This is a genomic window from Acinetobacter sp. ANC_7655, from assembly GCF_056784015.1.
On record NZ_JBWYJB010000007.1, the window covers coordinates 1 to 20,229 of the forward strand.

At 39.2% G+C, this 20,229-nt stretch carries 14 protein-coding genes; 10 read left to right on the top strand and 4 right to left on the bottom strand.

Going from position 1 to position 20,229, the window contains the following annotated elements:
• The 5 genes from AC1M9N_RS08720 to AC1M9N_RS08740 all read left to right on the top strand — a co-directional run.
• On the top strand, nt 1-3,381 hold a 3,381-nt coding region (locus tag AC1M9N_RS08720), incomplete at its 5' end, for a type I secretion C-terminal target domain-containing protein (RefSeq protein WP_481954602.1).
• A gap of 1,100 nt (nt 3,382-4,481) precedes the next feature.
• Nucleotides 4,482-5,246: an AraC family transcriptional regulator gene (locus AC1M9N_RS08725; protein ID WP_481596346.1), complete on the top strand. Its 765-nt coding sequence runs from the start codon at nt 4,482-4,484 to the stop codon at nt 5,244-5,246.
• A 96-nt stretch (nt 5,247-5,342) separates the two neighbouring features.
• A complete protein-coding gene (gene leuA / locus AC1M9N_RS08730) occupies nt 5,343-7,040 on the top strand; it encodes a 2-isopropylmalate synthase (protein ID WP_481596345.1) in 1,698 nt (565 codons plus the stop codon).
• Between the two features lie 229 nt (nt 7,041-7,269).
• Nucleotides 7,270-7,452: a helix-turn-helix domain-containing protein gene (locus AC1M9N_RS08735; RefSeq protein ID WP_481609038.1), complete on the top strand. Its 183-nt coding sequence runs from the start codon at nt 7,270-7,272 to the stop codon at nt 7,450-7,452.
• Between the two features lie 63 nt (nt 7,453-7,515).
• Nucleotides 7,516-8,142 carry an IS30 family transposase gene (locus AC1M9N_RS08740; protein ID WP_481954603.1) on the top strand — a complete coding sequence of 209 codons (627 nt, stop codon included), beginning with the start codon at nt 7,516-7,518 and terminating at the stop codon, nt 8,140-8,142.
• A gap of 129 nt (nt 8,143-8,271) precedes the next feature.
• Here AC1M9N_RS08740 and AC1M9N_RS08745 read toward each other — a convergent pair whose 3' ends face one another.
• From AC1M9N_RS08745 to AC1M9N_RS08755, 3 genes are all read right to left on the bottom strand, one after another.
• Nucleotides 8,272-9,555, bottom strand: coding sequence for a ribonucleotide-diphosphate reductase subunit beta (locus tag AC1M9N_RS08745; protein WP_035267248.1), 1,284 nt, complete (start codon nt 9,553-9,555; stop codon nt 8,272-8,274).
• Between the two features lie 146 nt (nt 9,556-9,701).
• The gene (locus AC1M9N_RS08750) at nt 9,702-9,833 is read right to left on the bottom strand and encodes a YhgE/Pip domain-containing protein (RefSeq protein ID WP_179999438.1); all 132 of its coding nucleotides are present in this window, start codon (nt 9,831-9,833) and stop codon (nt 9,702-9,704) included.
• A gap of 548 nt (nt 9,834-10,381) precedes the next feature.
• Nucleotides 10,382-13,207: a ribonucleoside-diphosphate reductase subunit alpha gene (locus tag AC1M9N_RS08755; RefSeq protein ID WP_481589064.1), complete on the bottom strand. Its 2,826-nt coding sequence runs from the start codon at nt 13,205-13,207 to the stop codon at nt 10,382-10,384.
• A gap of 604 nt (nt 13,208-13,811) precedes the next feature.
• On the opposite strand from AC1M9N_RS08755, the gene bfmR reads away from it, so the two are divergent.
• Nucleotides 13,812-14,528, top strand: coding sequence for a response regulator transcription factor BfmR (bfmR, locus tag AC1M9N_RS08760; RefSeq protein ID WP_035267251.1), 717 nt, complete (start codon nt 13,812-13,814; stop codon nt 14,526-14,528).
• A gap of 47 nt (nt 14,529-14,575) precedes the next feature.
• Nucleotides 14,576-16,225: a sensor histidine kinase BfmS gene (bfmS, locus tag AC1M9N_RS08765; RefSeq protein WP_481593635.1), complete on the top strand. Its 1,650-nt coding sequence runs from the start codon at nt 14,576-14,578 to the stop codon at nt 16,223-16,225.
• A 57-nt stretch (nt 16,226-16,282) separates the two neighbouring features.
• Here bfmS and AC1M9N_RS08770 read toward each other — a convergent pair whose 3' ends face one another.
• Nucleotides 16,283-16,639, bottom strand: coding sequence for a hypothetical protein (locus AC1M9N_RS08770; protein ID WP_035267254.1), 357 nt, complete (start codon nt 16,637-16,639; stop codon nt 16,283-16,285).
• Between the two features lie 469 nt (nt 16,640-17,108).
• Between AC1M9N_RS08770 and ndhC the strand changes: the two genes are divergently transcribed.
• The 3 genes from ndhC (at nt 17,109) to nuoC (ending at nt 20,220) form a co-directional block, all read left to right on the top strand.
• Nucleotides 17,109-17,657, top strand: coding sequence for an NADH-quinone oxidoreductase subunit A (gene ndhC, locus AC1M9N_RS08775; RefSeq protein WP_035267255.1), 549 nt, complete (start codon nt 17,109-17,111; stop codon nt 17,655-17,657).
• Nucleotides 17,658-17,663: 6 nt separating this feature from the next.
• A complete protein-coding gene (locus AC1M9N_RS08780) occupies nt 17,664-18,344 on the top strand; it encodes a NuoB/complex I 20 kDa subunit family protein (protein WP_035267257.1) in 681 nt (226 codons plus the stop codon).
• 88 nt (nt 18,345-18,432) lie between these two features.
• Entirely contained in the window at nt 18,433-20,220 is a 1,788-nt protein-coding gene (gene nuoC / locus AC1M9N_RS08785; protein ID WP_035267259.1) for an NADH-quinone oxidoreductase subunit C/D, read from the top strand.
• Nucleotides 20,221-20,229 lie beyond the last annotated feature (9 nt).

The window sequence follows — 20,229 nt, forward strand, 5'->3', positions numbered from 1 at the left end:
ACAGACAAAGACGCATTGGATGCACGCTTAGATGATCTAGTCGACATCATCTTACCAACAGTAAATGATGAAAACGAAGATGGCGTAGCAGATGAGTACGAACAAGTATTGGCAGATGCCGAAGCAGCAGTAGAGGCAGCAGAAGCAGCATACGCTGCGGCAGAACAAGCGCTGATCGATGCAAATGCCAATGGCCTCATCACGCCAACAGAACTTACTGCATTGACTCAAGCACGTGATGATGCACTTGCTGCGAAAACAGAAGCACAAACAAAAGTGACAGCGTTACCTGAGGCAGTACAAGCAGAAAAAGATGTGCTACAAGGTCGTTTAAATGACCTGGTTGATATCACTTTACCAACAGTAAATGATCAAAATGAAAATGATATTTCTGATGATATTGATACTTTACTAGCGGGGGTCGAAGCTTTAATAGAAAGTGCTGAAGAAGCTTATACAACGGCTGAAGAGGATTTAGCTGACGCCTTGCAAGACGGTACTGTAACACAGGCAGAGGCTGATAAATTGCAAGAGTCCCTAGAAGCTGCTCAGGCAGCAAAAACTCTTGCACAACAAGCATTAGACAATATTGATCAAACTTCAGACGCGATTGAAGCTGCAAAAGCTCTATTGCAAGAAAGAATAGATGATCTCGTAGATATTGAGGTACCTGAGCCATTTGCAACAGCGAATAATGATGTGCAATTGGTATTGGATATCACACCGACTGTAGATGTTAATGAAACACCAACAGAGCTTAACTCAACAGGATTTACAGTGGGTTCTGTTGGCTTAGGTCCAGTGTTAAATGCAAGTGTGCTTGAAAGCGTATTTAGCTCCTCAGTTTCCCTTTCAGTCGAAGAAGGCACCGAAAGAGATATTAGTTTCTATGCTGATGCTGGTGGTCTTACAGCAGGGACGATGAACTTATTTATGTATAAGTTAAATGAGTCAACTGGTGAATATGAATTAAAAGAAAAAATTGATAATTGGTATCTCGTTGTATTAGGTGGTGTGTCAGAAACGATAAGTCGTTCTTTAGATGAAGGAGAGTGGCTCATTGTATTAGGTAACGGCCAAGGGTTGTCAGCTGCTACGGGGTATACATTAAGATTTGAATCAGATGCTGTACGTGATTTTAATAATCCAGAAGCTGTGACAGGAACAATAAATGGTAATGTGATTACGGATCAGGATTATCAAAATGGTACAGATGTCGTCCCAGAGGGTAGTAAAATCAGCGGAGTTATTCATGGTGAAGATACCATTAATCAATTTACAGATGGTATTGCAACAATTAAAGGGGAGTATGGCACTTTAACTATCTCTGAAAATGGACAATATACATATACAGTAGATCCATTATTTAGAGATTACGGTGAAGTTGATCGTTTTGTATATGAGGTAACGGCACCAAATGGTGAAAAACGCACAGCTGAATTGAATATTGAATTAGTGCGTGTTGCCACAGATGAAAATGCCATCATTGATAATACAGTATTACTTGATGTTACTCCTGATTTAACTGAAACCACAGGCGAAGAATTAGGTATTTCAAATGCAGTCGCATTGAATTTACTTGATCTAGGTATTGCTGGTGATGTGTTGTCTGCAAGTGTAATTGGTACGGAAGGTGTCATGGACTTCACTGTTGAAGACGGTACTTTCCAAGAAATGACCTTTACCGGTTCCGCGGGCGGGGTAACGATACTTTCAACATTTAGTTTGGTTATCTATCGTTTAGATGAGAATACTCAACAGTTGGTTCAAGTACACGAAATTCCAAATTTTGTTCAAGTGCTCATTGGCGGTGGTGTTTCAACCCCGGTAACATTGAGTTTTGGTGAGGGTACTTACGTTGGTATTATCAAGCAAACTAGTGGTGTAAACGTAATTGGAGGAGCTTCAGCTCAAGTTACAGATGTCAATATTTACGATTATGCAAACCCAGAAACGATAACTGGATCAGTTCAAGGTGATGTGACTCAGATTACGACAGATAAATTAATATTGGTAAATAACACTGATGTGGTTGAAGGTGAAGCTTTAGTTGTACAGGGTCAATATGGCTCACTCAATATTAATACTGACGGTACTTATACCTACAATGTTACAGTTCCACAAAGCACAGTGGGTTGGACTCCACCATATGGTGAGATTGATCGTTTTGAGGTTGTAGTGGAACGAGCAGATGGTACAACTTACATTGAAGTTCTCAATATTAAGATTGATACCAATACAGTAGCTAACGATGCAGAAGTTGTAGAAGTTCAAGCTGCAAACTATTCAACGCTCAATGAATCTGTAGAGTCTGGAATTATTGGATCTGCAAGTCGTACACTAGAATTTAAAGTTGAAGAAGGATCTTATATTAGTAGCTTAGATCTCCAAGGGAATATCACTCGTACTTTAACTAATGATAATCCTTCAATGAGTGTTGTGATTAATAAGGTGACTACTCAGCTTGTCAACGGCGTTGAACAACAAGTGCTTGAACAAGTTTATACCGGAAATGTTAGTATTACATGGCCAGCTGGAACAATATTGAATCCTTCGACATCAACGACTTATGCCTCAGAAATTATTTTAGATGATGGCAAAGTGCTCGATGCAGGTGATTATGTTATTTCAATTAACACAACGAGTGGTACATTTAATTCAGTGAATGTATCTAGTGCATCAATTACTGGAATAATGGTCAATAATATTACTCCAACTGATACACCATTGCTTGAGGGTGATTTATTTGAAAATGATACAGCTATCGACCAAATTGATATTCTGAAAATTGGATCTAAAGAGCTTTATGTAAATGATCCAGCTAAAGGTGGTCAAGAATTCACAGTTCAAGGTAAGCATGGTGTCCTTACTGTGTTCAAAGATGGCACCTATGAGTATCAACCATCAGGTTTAAGTGGAGGTCTTGAAACATTCACCTATACAACAGTTTCTAAAGCGGGAACATCACAATCTGCAACACTTGAAATTAATGTTTCGATGACGCTAACTGGAAGTGAGGAGGCAGATACCGTACAAGCATCTGCTTCAATCGATACTTTTACTCTTGGTGAAGGCGCAGATACAGTCCTTTATGATGTGCTCAATCAAGCTCAACATAACGAAAGTCCAGATATTTGGACTGACTTTAATCAAGCTGAAGGTGATCGAGTTGATATTTCTGCTTTATTAAAAGATCAGAATGTTACATCGTCTAACATTGGTGAATTTGTAACGATCAAACAAGATGGTGCAAATACGGTGATTAGTGTTGATACTGATGGGGCTAAAACGAAATATAACCCAACTGAGCTCATTGTTCTGCAAAATACAGATAGCAGTCTTTATGCGATCGATGATCTGTTAAAATATAATCAAATTTAATTAAACAAATGAAAAGAGGTCTTTCGAGACCTCTTTTTATTTTTAAAAAATGTGAAATCAAAAGTAATTGGTATGAAAAAAATAAAATACTAACAATTTGAATAAATTAATTTTTGAAGAACAAAAAATTGTATTTGTTATTTCGTCATTTGAAAAATATTCTAATAAAAAAATTCATTATGGAGACGCGATTGCAACAAAAAAATCATATCTAAGCACCATTTTATAGAGCTTTATGTGTTAGTCATCAGGGGTAGACTTAATCATAAAAAATGTTGTTTAGGGTTTATTGATAATAAAAAAATGGTAATGATTCAAAAAATTAAATTCCTACTCCAAAGAGATTTTCATCTCTATATTTAGACCTGTTTTTGAACGTTATTAAATAGAATATAGAAACAAACACTCGCTCCGTTAAAAAAAGTTAACCTTGCTCATTTTTATTTGTGTTTTCAGGTGGCTAGTATGGGGGGGAGTAGTAATGTCTAATTTTATAACTCGATATGTGTTGCAGAATTAGGTTATAGAGATCATTTTGCCTGAGTTTGAAGAATAATCCGCTCATTACTCATTATTCACATTGGATTTAAAGGAGTGCTTGCATAATTCGATATTCTTAAATTGGTTGAAAACTCAGTGCTTTAACTTTGATTGATTTTGATGCTTAAATAAACATGTGAATATGAAAATTTTAATCTGAAAATTTAACACTGCTATTTGTTTTTATTCTTGAACCATACTAAACCTGCTTGAGTATAAAAAATAAAAGAGCCATATAAGGCTCTTTTATTTTTAGATACAATAGCTTGATCGTCACGCGACACATAAGTTGTCATTTCTCTTTTAATAAATTCAAAAGCTTCGTAATATTTGCGACACATAATGACAATTTTAGCGACACAACCTATGTCATTTTTTGGGATATAGCGACACAACCTGTGTCATTTTACGAAAATAGTTCTTAGACTAAGAAAACTATAACAATTACTTTAATCTATTCATATATCAGGCATTAAGTTAACTACAAAGCTTCCTATAAATATTTTTTATTTCTCGATCATCTATAAAATATGAATTCGAGCATTAAGGAGATACATCTCGTGCATTATTCTCATGGTCAGCTTAGTTATCCAGTCTATGCTTATGCACAGTCGTATGCTCATGGTTATGTAGAAGGGACTCATCAACATGACAGAATCCAGTTACTACATACTCTTTCTGGAGTCATTCATGTTCGAACGTCAGAAGGAATATGGGTCATCCCTCCATCTAAAGGTATTTGGATACCTGAAAACAAAAAACATTCAATCAAGATATTTGGTAATGTGGAAGCCCGAGGAATATTTGTTGATCCCTTTGCCCGTGCTGATTTCAATACGCAATGTAGTGTTGTTGCTATTCCAAAACTTCTGTCAGAACTTATTAATCAGGCTGTACAGATAAAAGAAGAAATCTTACCTCATACTAGAAACGAACGGCTTTTGGAACTCATATTAGATGAGTTACGCTTTTTAGAAGAAATTCCATTTCAGTTGCCAGAAGCAAAGTCAGAGATACTCAAAGAAATTTGTGAAAATATCAAAGCAGATCTCTCTGGAACCAACCATTTAGAGATGGTTGCCGAACAGCATGCTTTTAGCTCTAAAACACTTTCAAGACTTTTCCAGAAAGAACTCAATATGAATTTTAGTGTATGGCTGAAGCAAGCAAAATTGCTGCAAGCCTTGACTGATTTGGAAATGAGAAAGCCAATACTCAATATCGCTTTAGATTTAGGCTATGAGAGTCCTAGTGCTTTCTCCTATATGTTTAAAAGACAAATGGGAATGACGCCTACAGAATATATAAAGAAAAAATCAGATTAGATTTTGTCTTTTTCTAGATGGTATTTGTCTTTAAATCGAAAGAAAGACAAAAAATGATGATTCATGATGATGTGATTAAAGTCATAGGAGCACATCATGTTAACTCATCCTCAAAATAAATATCGTCCATTCGATTTTTCCGATTTTACTGATAGAACATGGCCAAGTAAAAAAATTACTCACCCTCCTGTTTGGTGTTCAACCGATTTAAGAGACGGTAATCAGGCATTGGCCAATCCTATGGATCACGATAGGAAACTTAAATTTTTCCAAATGCTTGTTGAATGTGGATTCAAGCAAATTGAGGTTGCGTTCCCTGCGGCATCAGAAACTGATTTTAATTTTGTTCGTTACCTCATCGAACATGATCAGATTCCAAATGATGTTTGTATCCAGGTTATGACTCAAGCCCGACCAGACCTAATTGAAAGAACCTTTGAGTCTCTGATGGGAGCAAAGCAAGCGATTGTTCATGTTTACAATGCCACGGCAGAAGTATTCCGCAGAATTGTCTTTCAAAAGTCTAAACAGGAAATTATTGAACTAGCCGTTGCTTCAACACAACAGGTGAAATCTCTATGTAAGCAATATCCAGCAACTAAATGGACTTATGAATATTCTCCGGAGACTTTTTGCTTTACCGAAATTGAGTTTGCGCTAGAAATTTGTGAAGCCGTAGCTGAAGTTTGGGCTCCAAGTCCTAAAAATCCAATGATTATTAATTTGCCCACTACCGTTGAAGTCAGTACACCTAATATTTTCGCCGATCAGATTGAATTTTTTTGTAAAAATTTTACTAAACGAGAACAGGTTTGTATCAGTGTGCACCCTCATAATGATAGGGGAACAGGCGTTGCAACTGCTGAATTAGCATTACTTGCAGGTGCAGACCGTGTTGAGGGCTGTCTATTTGGTAATGGTGAACGTACAGGGAACGTTGATCTTGTGAATATTGCTTTGAATATGTACACACAAGGCATTTATCCTGAACTTGATTTTTCTGACATCAAGAAAGTGGCAGAGATCGTGAAAGAATGTAATGAACTTCCGATTCACCCAAGGCATCCTTATGTAGGTGAATTAGTATTTACAGCTTTTTCAGGTAGTCATCAGGATGCAATTAAAAAGGGTTTTAAAGCGAGAAATGTTCAAGATCATTCATTTTGGGAAGTTCCATATCTGCCTATAGATCCAGCTGATTTAGGGTGCAGTTATGAGGCTGTAATTCGTGTAAATAGTCAATCTGGTAAAAGTGGTGCCGCTTGGATATTGCAGCAAAATCATGGCATAGATTTACCACTAAAGTTACAAAAAGATTTTAGCCAAATCGTGCAAAAGATGACGGATAACAATAAGAAAGAGTTATCTCATGCTGAAATTTGGACAGTATTTAGAACGGAATATGGTATAAACGCTAATGAAGATAATTTTGAACTTGTAAGTTATCAATCGGATAAAAAAGATGATGTTTATGAAGTCAAACTATCTATTGAGTTACATGGTGAGATTATCAATCTAGTAGGTTGTGGAAATGGATTATTATCTGCCTCAGTCAATGCTTTAAATAAGAAATGGCCTTGTAAAATAACGATTGCTGAGTATTCAGAACATACTTTAGGGAAGCAGAGTAGTAGCCGGTCTATTAGTTATATTCGTTGTATAGACTACAGTGGAAATACGTATTGGGGAATTGCAATTGATACTGATATTGCTTCCGCATCTATCCAAGCACTATTGAATGCATTTTCTAGGTCGTATAAGTTGAATTATTTAGAAAAATTACAATTAATATGACTACAGTGATTAGGCAGGTGACTATATAGTGTTATTTTTTAAAACAGAGATTTATATTTCTAATCGGTATGTGGTACTAAGGAAAAAAAACATTCACAATAAAATTTTTGAATGATTAAGTTATTGGAAGGAAGTAAGATGATTTAGCATTTTGCTTCCGACCATCCAAAGTCAAAATTGCTTCATGAACTATACTCATCTTACCTAAGAAGAAAGATATCAGATTTATATATTATTACGTGAAGGTTTTTTTAAACATTATATCGCTTGGAGACTCAATCGGTCACCTTCAACTATTTCTAGAGAAATTAAACGTAATCGAGCGAGAAATGGTTACTTCCCTACACATGCTAATACACTCGCTCGAAGACGCCATTGTTCCAATTCTAAAATAATCCCTTGTGAAATATAGGCACAAGTTATCTCTTATCTTCTATGGAGTCCTGAACAGATCGCTTCTCGTGTTTCAGTCAGTTTGCATTCAATTTATCGCTTCATTCGGCAGGATAGAAATAAGGGTGGCACACTCTTTCACAACCTACGTTTCAGAAATCAAAGGAAACGAAAGTACGGCTTTCATGAAACCCGTAGATGCATTCATAATAGACCTATTGAGATTGAGCATCGGACTCGCTTTGGTGATCTGGAAATAAACACGATTGTAGGTAAGAACTATCAGCAATCCTTGGTCTCGATTGTAGATCGCAAGACAGGTTATCTATGGCTCAAAAAGTGTAGCTCACGAAAGGCAGAAGAAGTTTGCCAAACAACTATCTGTCTATTTGAGCCGATCAAAGATCATCTCAAAACAATCAACGCAAATAATGGTAAGGAGTTCAGCCTGCATGAGTATACTGCTCAAGAATTAGACATAGACTGGTGTTTTGCTGATCTTTATAATGCTTGGCAACGAGGCACAAATGAAAATACCAATGGTCTAATCAGGCAATACATTAAAAAAGGGAGTGATTTAAATATCTATACGGATGAATACATCTCAGAAATCACTCAACGTTTGAATCATCGGCTAAGAAAAGACTCGGCTTTAAAAGTCCGAGTCAAGTATCATGGCAACAACATGGTGTTGCCCTTCAAATGTTAATCTAAGAATCTTAAAACTTAACCCTGCTATTTATTTTTTTTATTCTTGAACATACTAAACCTGCTTGAGTATAAAGAATAAAAGAGCCATATAAGGCTCTTTTATTTTTAGATACAATAGCGTGATGCATTACCAGCTTAACGCACCACCAGTTTGATAGTCTGTTACGCGAGTTTCGAAGAAATTCTTCTCTTTACGTAAGTCCATCATTTCTGACATCCACTGGAATGGATTGTTCACACCAGCAAATTGCTCAGGTAAACCTAATTGAGCTAAACGACGGTTTGCGATGAACTTCAAGTATTCTTCCATCATTGCAGCATTCATACCCAATACACCGCGTGGCATTGTGTCACGTGCATATTCGATTTCAAGCATCGTACCTTCAAGAATCATTTGAATGATTTCTTCTTGGAACTCAGCAGTCCACAAATGTGGGTTCTCAATCTTGATTTGGTTAATCATATCGATACCAAAGTTCAAGTGCATTGACTCATCACGTAAGATGTACTGGAATTGCTCAGCAACACCATTCATCTTGTTACGACGACCCATTGACAAGATTTGAGAGAAACCACAGTAGAAGAAAATACCTTCAAGAACACAGTAGAATGCGATCAAGTTGCGAAGCAAGATTTGATCTGTTTCAGGTGTGCCTGTTTTGAATGTTGGATCACTTAATTCTTGAGTGTACTTCAAGCCCCATGCAGCTTTACGCGCAACTGATGGAACTTCGCGGTACATGTTGAAGACTTCGCCTTCATCCATACCTAAAGATTCGATGCAGTATTGGTAAGCATGCGTGTGAATCGCTTCTTCAAATGATTGACGCAAGATGTACTGACGGCATTCAGGGTTAGTAATGTGTCGGTAAATCGCAAGAACCAAATTATTTGCAACCAACGAATCGGCAGTAGAGAAAAAGCCTAAAGAACGCATCACGATGGTACGCTCATCTTCAGTTAAGCCATCTTCTGACTTCCAAAGTGCGATATCGTGGTTCATGTTAACTTCTTGTGGCATCCAGTGGTTTGCACAACCATCTAGATATTTTTGCCAAGCCCATTCGTATTTGAATGGTACAAGTTGGTTCAAGTCAGCGCGACAGTTGATCATTGCTTTATCATCAACTTGAACACGTTGAGCGCCCATTTCTAACTCTTCAAGACCTGGAGCAACGTCCAAATGTTCTAAGGCGTTAGATGCTCTTGCCAACGGATCGGCTGAATTTGTTGTTCCGTTTGAACTGGTTCGAGCGGGTTGTGCAGCTGCCACACGCGTCGGTTCGTTGCGTGCATCAGATACCACTTGTGGATTAGGCGCTTTTTGCGGTTCGATGGGCGCAGACTGCTGTGCTTGTGCAGTTTGTTTCGGTTCATCATCTTCGAAATCGTCCCAACTGAGGATAGACATATCAATTCTCTCTACGTTGCTTATATCTTTTTATTCAGACATCTCAACGTGAGACATCCTACTATACGCTTATATTGTGTAAGCAAAATTAAGTTTTGCCGATGAATGTACTCAATTTGTTCGTTTGAGTAGATTGAATTTCCGCACTACTTATTTTGCTTACGCTTCTGTTGTTTGCGAATGGCTAAAAATGCATAGACCATCGGCGTGTAAAAGAAAATAAAGGCAAAGACCAATACCGCAAGTCCTAACATATAGTTATGGGTCATATGGGGCATGGTGGTTTCCTTGATTTAAGTGAGAGGCGATAACGCCTCTCGATTTTTACCATAAGTTTAATTGAGCTTGGTTTGGAAAACTCCGACAATGAGCGCGAACATATTCAAGTCGATTAAATCGAACTCGAGTGTAATCGCATACACTGACAGGTTTATCCAATGAGCACATAACTCTCATTAGCATCTCCTTTTTGTAAAAGATGCTTTCAGAGGAGTGACTCATACCCTAAACTTTGCTAAAGTATTCAGCGTTAAGTCTCGACAATTTAACAACTGACTACTTTTAGCTATTCAGGGAATTATTTTCTCTGAAAGCTTGGGTTTCAAATGGCTTGTTTATAGTTTCTATAGACAGGCCATTTTTATTTCCGTCTATAAAACTCATATTTAATTTCCTCCTGTTTTGTTCATCAAGTTTAAGAAATCCCCCTAAATCCCCCTTTTGCAAAGGGGGACTTGCATCCCGCCATTTGCTTCGAGGAATCCCCCTCCTTTATTAACGGTGAGAAGAAAAGCTTCACAAGGGGGAGGATTTAAAACCTGTCAGATTATTGACAAGCCTCGCAATCAGGATTGTCAATTGAACATGCCATTGGCACTGGCGCTGCTTGTTCGAAGCCTTCTTCTGACGCTGCTGCTTCAGGTTTAGCTTCTTGAGCAACCGCTGCCACTGGCGCTGCAACTGTCGCAGGTTTAACTGCGTTTAATGCACCTGTGTTAATCGTAGATTTCTCAGCAGATGTCGCACCTAATGCACGAAGGTAATAAGTCGTCTTAAGACCACGTAACCATGCCATCTTATACGTGATGTCCAATTTCTTACCGTTTGCACCAGAGATGTAAAGGTTAAGGGATTGTGCTTGGTCGATCCATTTTTGACGACGTGATGCAGCATCAACAATCCAACGTGCTTCAACTTCAAATGCTGTCGCGAAAATTGCTTTTAACTCTTCAGGAATACGCGCAATTTTTTGTACTGAACCTTCGAAATGTTTCAGGTCATTGACCATCACAGAATCCCAAAGACCACGTTCTTTTAATGCACGAACGAGGTAAGGGTTGATGACAGTGAACTCGCCAGACAAGTTCGATTTCACATATAAGTTTTGGAATGTTGGCTCAATAGATTGAGATACACCACAAATATTTGAAATGGTTGCAGTCGGTGCAATTGCCATCACGTTCGAGTTACGCATACCATCTTTTTGAACCTTGGCACGTAACGTGTCCCAATCCAAACGTTGTGTGCGATCGACTTCAAACATACGTTCTGGGCGAGATTTCGCAACGAGCTCAAGAGAGTCAATTGGTAAAATACCTTGATCCCACAATGAACCTTTAAATGTTTCATACGTACCACGTTCAACCGCCAAATCGCTTGAAGTTTGAATCGCGTAGTAAGAAATCACTTCCATAGACTCATCTGCAAACTCAACCGCAGCATCAGAACCGTAAGCAATTTTCATTTCGTATAGTGCATCTTGGAAGCCCATGATACCCATACCCACTGGACGGTGTTTCAAGTTTGAATTACGCGCTTGTGGAACTGCATAGTAGTTAATGTCGATAACGTTATCGAGCATACGAACTGCAGTTTTAATCGTGCGAGCAAGTTTCTCACGGTCTAGTTGACCACCTTGAACGTGTTGAACAAGGTTGATTGAACCCAAGTTACATACCGCAATTTCATCCTTGCTTGTGTTCAACGTAATTTCAGTACATAAGTTAGAAGAGTGCACCACACCTACGTGTTGTTGCGGTGAACGTAAGTTACATACGTCTTTGAATGTGATCCACGGGTGACCTGTTTCAAATAACATTGATAACATTTTGCGCCATAAGTCTTTCGCACGGACTTTCTTATGCAGCATGTCTGTTTCTTTCGCAATGCTTTCGTAGTAAGCATAACGTTCTGCGAATTCAGCACCCGTTAAATCGTGAAGATCTGGTGTTTCAGACGGGGTGAAGAGTGTCCATTCAGCATCTTCAAATACACGTTGCATGAACAAATCTGGAACCCAGTTTGCAGTGTTCATATCGTGTGTACGACGGCGGTCATCACCCGTGTTTTTACGAAGCTCTAGGAATTCTTCGATATCCAAGTGCCAAGTTTCAAGATATGCACATACCGCACCTTTACGCTTACCACCTTGGTTAACTGCAACTGCTGTATCGTTCGCTACTTTAAGGAATGGAACAACACCTTGCGATTTACCGTTAGTACCTTTGATGTATGAGTTCAAGGCACGAACTGGTGTCCAGTCATTACCTAAACCGCCTGCCCATTTAGACAACATTGCGTTATCACGCATAGCGCCATAAATATCGAACAAGTCGTCATCAATCGTTGTTAAATAACAGCTTGATAACTGAGGACGTAATGTACCTGAGTTAAATAGAGTCGGCGTAGATGCCATGTAATCGAAGCTAGAAAGTAAGTTATAGAATTCGATTGCACGATCTTCACGGTTGTCTTCATTGAGCGACAAGCCCATAGAAACACGCATGAAGAATAATTGTGGTAATTCGAAACGTACGCCATCAGAGTGGATAAAGTAACGATCAAATAATGTTTGAAGACCTAAATATGTAAATTGATTAGAGCGTTCTGGTTTAATCGCAGCCGCTAATTTTACAAGATCAAAATTTAATAATTCTGGAGAAAGAAGCTCTAGCTCAACACCTTTTTTCAAGAAGGTTTCAAGCGCATCATTTTCAAGCGTGTCTTTAGATAGACCAAGAAACTCAAGACCGGTTGCGACTAAGTTGTCACGCAATAAACGTGCAGTGACATACGTATAGTTTGGTTCTTGTTCAATACGTGTACGTGTCGCCATCATCATCGTTGTAGAGATGTCTGATGCTTTAACACCGTTGTATAGGTTTTTTACAGTTTCATCGATGATCGCTTGAACATCAATGCCTTCTAAGCCTTCGCTAGCTTTTTCAATCTTCGCTTGTAAACGACTCAAATCTAATGGTTGGAGCTGACCATTTTGACCTGTGATCTGAAGAGTAGGGTGATGATGAGCACCTAACTCTTTACGCGCTTCAGCACGTTGTTCACGATAGATCACGTATGCACGCGCTACTTTTTGTTCACCTGTGCGCATTAAAGCTAATTCAACTTGATCTTGAATTTCTTCAATATGAATCGTGCCACCAGAAGGTAAACGACGCTTAAATGTATTCATCACCATCTCAGTCAGCTGAGTAATACGATCATGAATTCTGCTCGAATCTGCACTTGGTTGACCTTCAACAGCCAAAAATGCTTTACCAATTGCTACAGAGATTTTATCTGCATCAAAAGTGGCAACATCACCAGTGCGTTTAATCACTTGAAGTTGACCAGGGGTTGTATTAGCGCTCATTTCAGCGTCGCTCCATTCTCATCATTTTTATGCTTATGGACCATTTGAATCGGATACAAACTCAAAAAATGAGCTATCGCGATATTTGAGGGTAAACACAAGACTTAGTGGTTTAATGTAAATTATGACACAAGATACGGTAAATTTCAGGGTAGATCAATATTGACATTTTGATAATTTTTTTTCTGAGTTTAACACTCAAATTTCCCTATACTTTTTCCATGTTCCGCCATTTTTGTTATGTAGTCAGCGTCACAGGGTGCTAAGCATAACAGAGACTTTTTAGAGTGCTTATAGATAAGTTTGTGGATAACTCCGAAAGTGCAAATTGCTTCTCGAAAATAATTTTTTTGAAATATTTTGTTTAAAATATCATCAAATTGATTTGTGTTTGAAAGTTTAAAGTTGATTGAAAATATTGATCGACTTGGCAAAACTATCTATTTATCAATAGTTAATAAAAAGATAACAAAAGACTACGCTCGTGTATCAGTTTCGTGAACAGGCTCTTGTTTACAATGTAAACGTGTGTATATTGCAAAACATATCGATGTAAATCTGTGAATTTTAATCAGCAGATATCGTAACAATATAGGGGCATTCTATGAGCCAAGAAGAAAAGTTACCAAAGATTTTGATCGTTGAAGATGACGAGCGTCTTGCGCGTTTAACGCAAGAGTATTTAATTCGTAATGGATTAGAAGTTGGGGTAGAACCAGACGGTAATCGTGCAATCCGTCGTATTATCGCAGAGCAACCAGATATGGTGGTGCTGGATGTTATGCTTCCTGGTGCTGATGGTCTCACCGTATGTCGTGAGGTTCGGCCACATTATCATCAACCAATTTTAATGTTGACTGCACGTACTGAAGACATGGATCAAGTATTAGGTCTTGAAATGGGTGCAGATGATTATGTTGCGAAACCAGTTCAGCCACGTGTTCTATTAGCGCGTATTCGTGCTTTGCTTCGTCGTACAGACAAAACACCAGAGGATGAAGTTGCTCAACGTATCGAATTTGATGATTTAGTGATTGATAATGGTGGTCGTTCTGTAACCTTAAACGGTGAGCTTGTAGATTTCACAAGTGCAGAATATGACTTATTATGGTTGTTGGCATCTAATGCTGGTCGTATCCTTTCACGTGAAGACATTTTTGAGCGTCTACGCGGTATTGAATATGATGGTCAAGACCGCTCAATTGATGTTCGTATTTCTCGTATCCGTCCAAAAATTGGTGATGATCCTGAAAATCCTAAACGTATTAAAACAGTGCGTAGTAAAGGATATTTATTCGTTAAAGAAACCAACGGGATGTAATCACATCCCCGCGGTAATGCCCTCACTCCTCAGAAGGTCATACCTTAGTGTCTAAACACAGTATATTCCTGCGTATCTACGCAGGTCTCGTCATTTTGGTGGTGCTGGTTGCCATATTTGGTTATTTGCTTGTGCAAATCATCAACTATCAACGCGCGCAGGAATACCGTGAGTCATTGACTGATGGGATTTCGTACGTCATTAGCGAGGGTGTTTCAAGACAACAAACCATGCAACAAAGAATGGATTGGATATCAGATGCATCTGATTTGCTCGAACTTCCAATCTATTATCTAGAATCTGATAAAGTCGAACTTTCACGCACCGAAAAATATCGTTTAGAAAAGCGCAAAGCAGTGGTGCGGTATGATGCCAAAGAAAGTATTGCTTATGTTATTATTGGTTTAATAGATGACCCTGAGCATTTACTTTATGTAAAAGTGGATAATATCGGTGAGCGTCAAATGAAGGCCTTACCAATCTTTGTATGGGAATACTTGGTTTATTATCCAGGGCAGGAAAGGGAATATCTTGCAAAAATTAAGCAACACTTTTCTTATGATTTAAGCATTCAAAATCTGTCTGATCTCAATTTAGATTCCGAGCAAATTGGTCGTTTACGTGCGGATCAAGGGGTTATCCTGTATCAGGATAGCGCTAGCATTCGTGGTACTACGATTTCTGTTATTTCTCCAATGACGAATTCGTCTGGTGACGTATTGGTGATGGGACCAGTGCCAATGTTCAATTGGATGCCATTCCAATTGGCGGCAGGGATTACTTTGCTGAGTATGTTTATTTTGTCGCTTGGTGTGTATGGTCTGATTGTCCCAATGCAACGCAAGTTGAAGCAAGTTAACTCAGCCTTAAATGTTATGCAAAAAGGGGATATGTCCGTTCGCGTTCCTGTCGAAGGATATGATGAGTTAGCACATTTGGCAGCCAGCTATAACAGTATGTCAGATCATATACAGCGTTTGATCGAAGCTCAGCGAGAGTTAATGAGAGCTGTATCACATGAGCTGCGAACGCCAGTCGCACGTATTCGCTTTGGTATGGAAATGTTGGTTGATGAAGAGGATTATGAGTATCGTCAGCAACAAGTAGAAATGATTGATAAAGACATTGAGGCTTTAAATACCCTCATTGATGAAATCATGACCTATGCTAAGCTTGAGCAAGGCATGCCTTCTATTGATTTTGAGGAAATTCGACTATACGAAGTGCTTGAGCAAGTCGCTATTGAAACTAAAGCATTAAAAACCAATAAAAATATTCAATTACACTTGCCATCACAAGCTTTGGTGGTGGATGCGGAACGCCGTTATTTACATCGTGTAGTACAAAACTTAGTCGGAAATGCGATCCGATACTGCGATGATACAGTGCTGATCACTGGTGGAATTGATGCTCAGGGAATGGCGTATATTTCAGTTGAAGATGATGGTCCGGGGATTCCAGAAGAGGATCGTAAGCGCGTGTTCGAAGCTTTTGCTCGCTTGGATGATAGTCGTACACGTGCCTCAGGTGGATATGGTTTGGGCTTATCTATTGTAAGCCGAATCGCCTATTGGTTTGGTGGTACGATTCAAGTGGATCAAAGTCCTAAAATGGGCGGTGCACGATTTACTATGCAATGGCCAGCTAAAAGATTTAAAAAGAAGAAGATTGTTCAAACCAGTCAAACATCAGAGTAAAGCGAGAATTAAAAAAAAAGCGCGATTAAGCGCTTTTTTTATAATTTATATTGCCTTTTATTGGTAATTATTGGCATTCGGTTCAATGATGCGTTTTCCTTCCTTAAGTGCATTTAAGGCATCGGCATTGAAATCGATCAGTAAACTGTTATTGGTTGCATCAACATGATAATTGCTAATCAGCTTTTGATCGCCGTGAATGGTCTCAACTGTATATTCATCTGCGATGTTGAGAATAGCATCAAGATTAGTGGTTGTAGAGGCGAGGTCTTGGCGGAAAATTTGATAAATATCGCGTAAATCAAAAATAGCATTCGTTGCATCAGGATGTTTTTTGATATAGCTGTCTAAATGATGGACGATCAACTGAGCAAATAAAAAATAGTTAGGTTTGTGTGTGAATTCTAGACTCATAGATCTTCTCCTTATTATTTAATTGAGCATATAACGAAAATCAGCACGATTTGTATAAAGTTAATTAAAACATTGTAAGCAATTAAAATTTAAAACTTTTAAAATAGAATAAATCAAAAATAATTGAGCCATATTGGTGCAAAAAAAGCTGACCTAACACGAATGGTAAAACTAAAAAAGTGATAGTGTGTGGATTGACGCCTCTTGAATTTTTTGAATGATTATTCGGAAAAAATAATCAGTTGTATCACCTTGATAACTTTCTACGATTAAATAAGGTTTTATTGACTTTAATCACCATGAAATCTGGAAAAAGGGCAAAATTCATCCTAAAGACTTAGAGGGATTGGCTAGCAACAGAAATCATAAATCAGGTACAATTGGCGGGATTAATTTTGTGTTTGGTGTATTTGAAGGCCAATACATACATTCTTTGTTAATAAATAGGCCTGCCAGGAGTTATCCCCGCATGAGTGCCATTACTCCATACGATTGGGCAATAATTGCCTTCGTGATCGGCGTTACATTTTTATGCGTCTTTATGCTCACTGTCCCGCTACTCCTAGGGGGTAAATCGTGGGGACGTGCTAAGCAAGAGCAGTTCGAGTCAGGCGTAGTTAGTGCTGGTGGAGCACGAATTCGTCTATCTGCAAAATTCTATTTGGTTGCAATCTTCTTCGTTGTGTTTGACTTAGAAGCGCTCTATCTCTATGCATGGGCTGCGTCAGTTCGTGAAGTGGGTTGGATCGGTTTTGCAGCAGCAGCTGTATTTATTTTAGTTTTACTCGTTGGCTTGATTTATGAGTTGTCTACTGGTGCATTAAATTGGGCGCCATCTGATAAGCGTAAAGCAGCAGGGATTAAACCTAAAATTGGTTCGCCAAATATGGATCTCGCAGAAATTACTCGCTTCAACTCAATTGAGGAGTTGGTGGTTGACCCTACAGGTCAAATTCCAGCGCAATCATCTGGTCGTGTAAAAGCTTCGCCAACGACTACATCATCTGATAAGGAGTAATACGGGATGAAATATACATTAACCCGTGCGAATCCGGATGCTGATCAGTATCCACTTCAAGAGCGTATCGTTGTAGAAGATCCGCTTCTACAAGAAGAAGTGAATAAGAATGTGTTCATGACTCGTTTAGAGGATTTGGCGCATACAGCAGTAAACTGGGGTCGTAAAAACTCAGTTTGGCCGTTCAACTTTGGTACATCTTGCTGCTACGTAGAGTATGCAACGACTTTAACAGGCGTGCATGACTTGTCACGTTTTGGTGCCGAAGTAATTCGTGCTTCACCACGTCAAGCGGACTTGATGATTGTTGCGGGTACATGCTTCGTCAAGATGGCACCTGTAATTCAACGCCTTTATGAGCAAATGTTAGAACCTAAATGGGTGATCTCAATGGGTGCATGCGCAAACTCTGGCGGTATGTATGACATTTACTCGGTTGTGCAAGGTGTCGATAAAATCATTCCAGTGGATGTGTATATTCCAGGTTGCCCACCGCGTCCTGAAGCATTAATCCAAGCGTTGATGTTATTGCAAGACCAAATTCAATTAGAGCGTCGTCCGCTTTCTGCGGTGATCGGTGATGATCTTAAGCCAGTTTATAAGCCAAAGATGCAGCCTGAACGTGACCGTAAGAATGCTGAACGTATTGCAGTAAAACACTTACGCTCTATGGATGAAATTAAATAATCTTAACGGCAAATAATATTGATGCACCCGCTTGGGTGTAATTGTCGTTTTGGTTGAATGAATTTGTATTAAATAGGAAGCCAAGCCAATGGCTGAAACTGACATTGCTATGCCAGAATCAACTCCAGTTGATTCACGCCCAGCATTTGCAATTGTAGAAGAGCTCAAAACCAAGTTTGGTGAGAATTTCTACGTGCAAACGACTTTTGAAGACTTTCCAACAGTCTGGGTTGAGCGCTCACGTGTACAAGACGTATTAATGTTCTTGCGTACAGTGTCACGTCCTTACGTGATGTTGTTTGACTTGTCAGCGGTAGATGAGCGTTTACGTACTCACCGCGATGGGTTACCTGCGTCTGACTTCACTGTGTTCTATCACTTGTTGTCACTAGAGCGTAATACGGATATTCGTATTAAAGTTGCGTTGAATGAGTCTGATCTCAATATTCCAACAGCAACCAACATTTGGCCAAATGCCAACTGGTACGAACGTGAAGCTTACGATATGTTCGGCATTAACTTCGAAGGGCATCCAATGCTCCGTCGTATTTTATTGCCAACGTATTGGGAAGGTCATCCGTTGCGTAAAGAATATTCTGCACGTGCGACTGAATACACACCTTATCGTCAGAACCAAGCGAAACAAGATTTCGAACAAGAGCATTTACGTTTTGTACCTGAAGATTGGGGTCTAAAACGTGGTAATGCTGATGAAGACTTCATGTTCTTGAACTTGGGTCCTAACCATCCATCTGCGCATGGTGCATTCCGTGTGATCTTGCAGTTAGATGGCGAAGAAGTGAAAGACTGTGTGCCTGATATCGGTTATCACCACCGTGGTGTGGAAAAGATGGCTGAACGTCAAACTTGGCATTCATTCATTCCGTATACTGACCGTGTTGACTACTTAGGTGGTTGTGCGCAAAACATGCCTTATGTGATGGGTGTGGAGCAGATGGCAGGGATCACTGTGCCAGAACGTGCGCAATGTATTCGTGTCATGATGTCGGAACTATTCCGTATTAATAACCACTTGCTTTATATCGGTACAGCGATTCAGGATGCCGGCGGTATGACCCCAGTATTCTATATGTTCGCCGATCGTCAAAAGATCTATGACGCGATTGAAGCAATCACGGGTTACCGTATGCACCCAGCATGGTTCCGTATCGGTGGTACTGCACACGATCTTCCAAACAACTGGCAACATTTGATCCGTGAAATTTTGGATTGGATGCCTAAACGTTTGAAGGAATATCATACTGCAGCACTTAAAAACTCGGTATTTGAAGGTCGTACCCGTAATGTTGCGCAATACGATGCAAAATCTGCATTGGCATGGGGTGTAACAGGTACAGGTTTACGTGCAACAGGTATTGATTTTGACGTACGTAAATATCGTCCATATAGCGGTTATGAAAATTACGACTTCGAAGTGCCTGTAGAATACGAAGGCGATGCATATGCACGTGTGATCGTTCACTACCGTGAAATCGAACAATCTTTAAAAATCATCAAGCAGTGCTTGGATAACATGCCATCTGGTCCTTATAAAGCGGATCACCCATTGGCTGTTCCACCACCGAAAGATAAGACACTACAAGACATTGAAACTTTGATTACGCACTTCTTAAGCGTGTCATGGGGTCCTGTCATGCCAGCAGGTGAAGCATCTGTTATGGCGGAAGTGGTAAAAGGTGCATCGAACTACTACTTGACTTCAGACAAGTCAACGATGAGTTACCGTACCCGTATTCGTACACCAACCTTCACGCACTTACAGCAAATTCCTTCTGTAATTAACGGCAGTCTTGTATCTGACTTAATCATTTATTTAGCGACGATTGATGTCGTAATGGCTGACGTGGATCGCTAAGGGGTACGC

Coding starts and splice junctions, on each gene's coding strand:
- leuA (WP_481596345.1), top strand. CDS start 5,343: ATGTTAACTCATCCTCAAAATAAATATCGTCCATTCGATTTTTCCGAT.
- AC1M9N_RS08745 (WP_035267248.1), bottom strand. CDS start 9,555: ATGTCTATCCTCAGTTGGGACGATTTCGAAGATGATGAACCGAAACAA.
- AC1M9N_RS08750 (WP_179999438.1), bottom strand. CDS start 9,833: ATGCCCCATATGACCCATAACTATATGTTAGGACTTGCGGTATTGGTC.
- AC1M9N_RS08755 (WP_481589064.1), bottom strand. CDS start 13,207: ATGAGCGCTAATACAACCCCTGGTCAACTTCAAGTGATTAAACGCACT.
- bfmR (WP_035267251.1), top strand. CDS start 13,812: ATGAGCCAAGAAGAAAAGTTACCAAAGATTTTGATCGTTGAAGATGAC.
- AC1M9N_RS08770 (WP_035267254.1), bottom strand. CDS start 16,639: ATGAGTCTAGAATTCACACACAAACCTAACTATTTTTTATTTGCTCAG.
- ndhC (WP_035267255.1), top strand. CDS start 17,109: ATGAGTGCCATTACTCCATACGATTGGGCAATAATTGCCTTCGTGATC.
- AC1M9N_RS08780 (WP_035267257.1), top strand. CDS start 17,664: ATGAAATATACATTAACCCGTGCGAATCCGGATGCTGATCAGTATCCA.
- nuoC (WP_035267259.1), top strand. CDS start 18,433: ATGGCTGAAACTGACATTGCTATGCCAGAATCAACTCCAGTTGATTCA.